Genomic DNA, 3,325 nt, shown 5'->3' on the forward strand with positions numbered 1-3,325 from the left:
AATAGGTCCTGAGCCTAGAATGGTTCTATACTTTCTCTATTAAGTAAAGATGATCAATCGATGATTTAAACAGCGAGGACGCGCGGCGCGGGAAAGGCGACTTCCACCAGCGTTCCTTCGCCCGGCGTAGAGGCGATGGAGAAGTGCGCCCGGTTCGCCTCGACCATGGCCTTAGTCAGCGGCAGGCCGAGCCCGGTGCCTTCGCCGCGTCCGCCGGCCTTGACCTGCTGGAATGGAGTAAGAGCGATCTCCACCTCCTGATCGGTCATGCCGATGCCGGAATCGCGGAAGCGCAGGCTGACGGAGCCATCCTCGTTGTGATGGGTTGAGGCGACGATCTGCCCGCCCGCCGGCGTGAAGCGCACGGCATTGGCGATGAGGTTCAGCGCGATCTGCCGAACCGAGCGCCGATCCGCCACGACCGGCGGCACCGAGGCCGGCAGGACCGAGCGCACGATCACCCGCTCGCGATTGGCCTGCGGCTGCATCAGCGACACGACCTCGGCCACGACATCGTTGAGCGAGACCGACTCGAAGGTCAGCTCGATCTTGCCCGCCTCAATCTTGGATATGTCGAGGAGGTCGTTCACGAGGTCGAGCACATGGTGGCCCGAGCGCTTGATGTCGCCGAGATATTCGAGATAGCGCTCGTGGCCGATCGGGCCGAAGCACTCCGAGGCCATGACATCGGCAAAGCCGATAATGGCGTTGAGCGGCGTGCGCAGTTCGTGAGACACATTGGCGAGGAAGCGGCTCTTGTGCAGGCTGGCGCTCTCGGCCAGCCGGCGCGCCTCCACCAGATCCTTCTCGGCCTGCTTCCACTGCGCGATGTCGCGGATCACCACGCACCAGCCGCGCCCATCGGACAGGCGGCCGAGCGTCACGAACAGTGGGATCGTGCCCTGCTCGGAGCCCTTGGCGCGCTCCGGGCCGACCTTGGCGAAGACTTCGCGCCCGTCGTTCAGGATCGAGGCAAGCCCGTTGTCGCGCAGCGTCTCGATATAATCGTGCGCGCTCTGCCGGCTTTCGGGCGCCAGCAGATCCACGAAGGGCAGGCCGAGATAGATGTCGGGCGAGAGGCCGAACAGGGCCTCGGCCGCGCCGTTCATCTTGCGCACGCGCTCGCTGGCGTCGAGCAGCACGATACCGTCCGTCGCGGTGTCGAGAACGGCCTGAAGCTCCTCCACCTCGCGCTGGAGATCGACCACCGTGCCGGCCAGAAGCTCGTCTTCCGGCTCGGGCCGTTCGGTGAAGGACATGAGAAGGCAGGAGCGCCCGGCCACGGACACGCGCTGAAGATGCAGGCGCGTGCGCTCCACCGTGCCGTCACCGCACTGGATCGTCGCCTCGTCGCCCTCGTCGGATTCGCCGGGCGACAAAACCAGACGATCGAGTCCGCCGGCATCGTCCAACGCGTCGAGATCGCGGTAGCGCGTGAAGGCGAAGAAGCGCTTGTTGGCAAAGAGCAGCCGGTCGCCCATCTGCACGAGCACGGCCAGCGGCAGCGCGTCGAACATGTCTTCCAGCTCATGCGCCGCGAACGGAACCGTGTCCTCCCGCTCCTCCGCCTCGCTCTCGCCGAGTTCGGCAACGGGGGCCGGGACTGGCGCAGGCGCAGGAACGGGCACCGGAACCGATCGCAGGCGCGGAAACACGCCGAGTTCCGCTCCGATGGCGCGGAAGGCTGCCGCTTCGGCGCTCGACAGCGCGCCCTCGCGCGCCTGCCGTTGCTGGACCGTTTCCTCGGCCGGCATGTCGGGCTCGCGGGTGCGGCGGCCGAAGCTTGCGCGCGTGTCGGCGGTCTCCGGCTCGCGCGAGGAGGTCGTGTCCTCGGCGGCTGCAACCACCGGCGCGCCGCTCGTCAGCACCAAACCCAGGGCGTCCGGGTCGGCTACATGCTCGGCCGGGCGCACCACGCCGAAGCCGCGAAAGCCTTCGAAGCGGCGGTCGCGGCTATAGATCGGCAGCGCCGCCAGATCCACGGGCGCCTTGCGATCTGTGCCTTCGATCGGCCAAAGGATGGAGCGGCCCGACCAGGTGTCGCGGCGCGCCAGCAGGCGCTCGACCTCGCCGCTGTCGTCCAGCCCATAGACGCGGGCGACATCGGCAAAGGAGCGGCCGATCACGTCGGCCGAGTGCGGGCCGACCACCTCGGCAAATTCAGGAGACAGGCTGGAAATGCGGCCGGCCTCGTCGATCTGCCAGACGAAGCGCACGGGCTCGCGGTCGAGATCGGCGTCGAACAAAGGTGCCGTGGAGGCGGGCAAGGCCGCATCCGCTTCCAAAAGGGCGGGTTCATCGTCGCCCGAAGCATCGTAGGCGGACGCTTGGGCCAGCCAGGTTTCGTCCGCCTTGGTATCCGAAGAGAAAGCGGAGGACTCAGGCATAGCTTCCACGTCCAGCGGCGCTGCGGGCGTCGCGGGTTCGTCGGATTCCTCGATCGCCGGCGCGTCCGGCGCGTCCATGTGAATGAGCACCAGACCCTCGGCGACCTTGGCGAAGGACAGGGCGCCGAACTCGTCCTCGACGGTCAGTCGCTCTTCGCCTGCTTTCAGGAACTCCACGCCCTGCGCGGCCAGAAGCGCATGTTCCTCGGCCGGCACTTCGGGCGTGCCCCAGACGAAGCCGGTTTCCGACACGATGCAGGCCGGCACGGTCGTCAGCCCCGCTTCGCCGACCAGCCGCTCCGCGAAGGCCTCGCGGGTTTCGCCCGGCGCGCCGTCGAAGCGCACGGTCAGCAGCACATGATCGCCATTCGATCCGCCGGCCTCCAGCCGCGCGAGAACCGCACGGCCCATGCCGGCGTCGGCCGGACGCAGCAAAAGCTGCGTGCGGCGCTTCAGGCGCAGCGTTTCTCGCGCCAGGCCGATCTGCGGCAGAAGCGGAGACATGCCGGCCTCGTCGCTGCTGCGCCGCCCCGTGGGCAGGGCCAGAAGCGCCGCCCCGGCGGCGTTGCACCAGAGAACCGTGGCGAGATCGGCCGACAGCACGGCCACGGCCGAGCCGAGGGCGTTGGCCACACGCACGGCTGGAAGAACCATGAAGTCGAGAGAGGTCGAAATGGTCGTGGCTCCGGGTCGGACAACAAAAGAGTTACTGGAGCGTTAATAAGGTCTTGCGCAGCTCAAATCCAGAACAGACCGCATCCATGGCCGCATCGTCCCGCGACAGGGTTAATGCGCCGGAGGGCTTGGCGAGCGAACCCGCGCAACCCTTGATGATGTCGCCTCGTTGTGGTCACAATGCCGCCCAGAAGGAGCCTCCGCCATGTCCGACACAGATAAGCCGCACGATGCCGCCAACGCCGCCTTCGAAGGCGCGCGAC

General features: G+C 67.2%; 1 protein-coding gene. It reads right to left on the minus strand.

All coding sequences use genetic code 11. The features are described 5' to 3' along the window. Positions 1-65 precede the first annotated feature (65 nt). Positions 66-3,041 (minus strand): ATP-binding protein, encoded by a 2,976-nt coding sequence (locus tag NS365_RS22805; RefSeq protein WP_058602580.1) that lies wholly within the window; start codon positions 3,039-3,041, stop codon positions 66-68. Positions 3,042-3,325 lie beyond the last annotated feature (284 nt).

The organism is Aureimonas ureilytica, assembly GCF_001475935.1.
GTDB classification, from domain to species: Bacteria; Pseudomonadota; Alphaproteobacteria; order Rhizobiales; family Rhizobiaceae; genus Aureimonas; species Aureimonas ureilytica_A.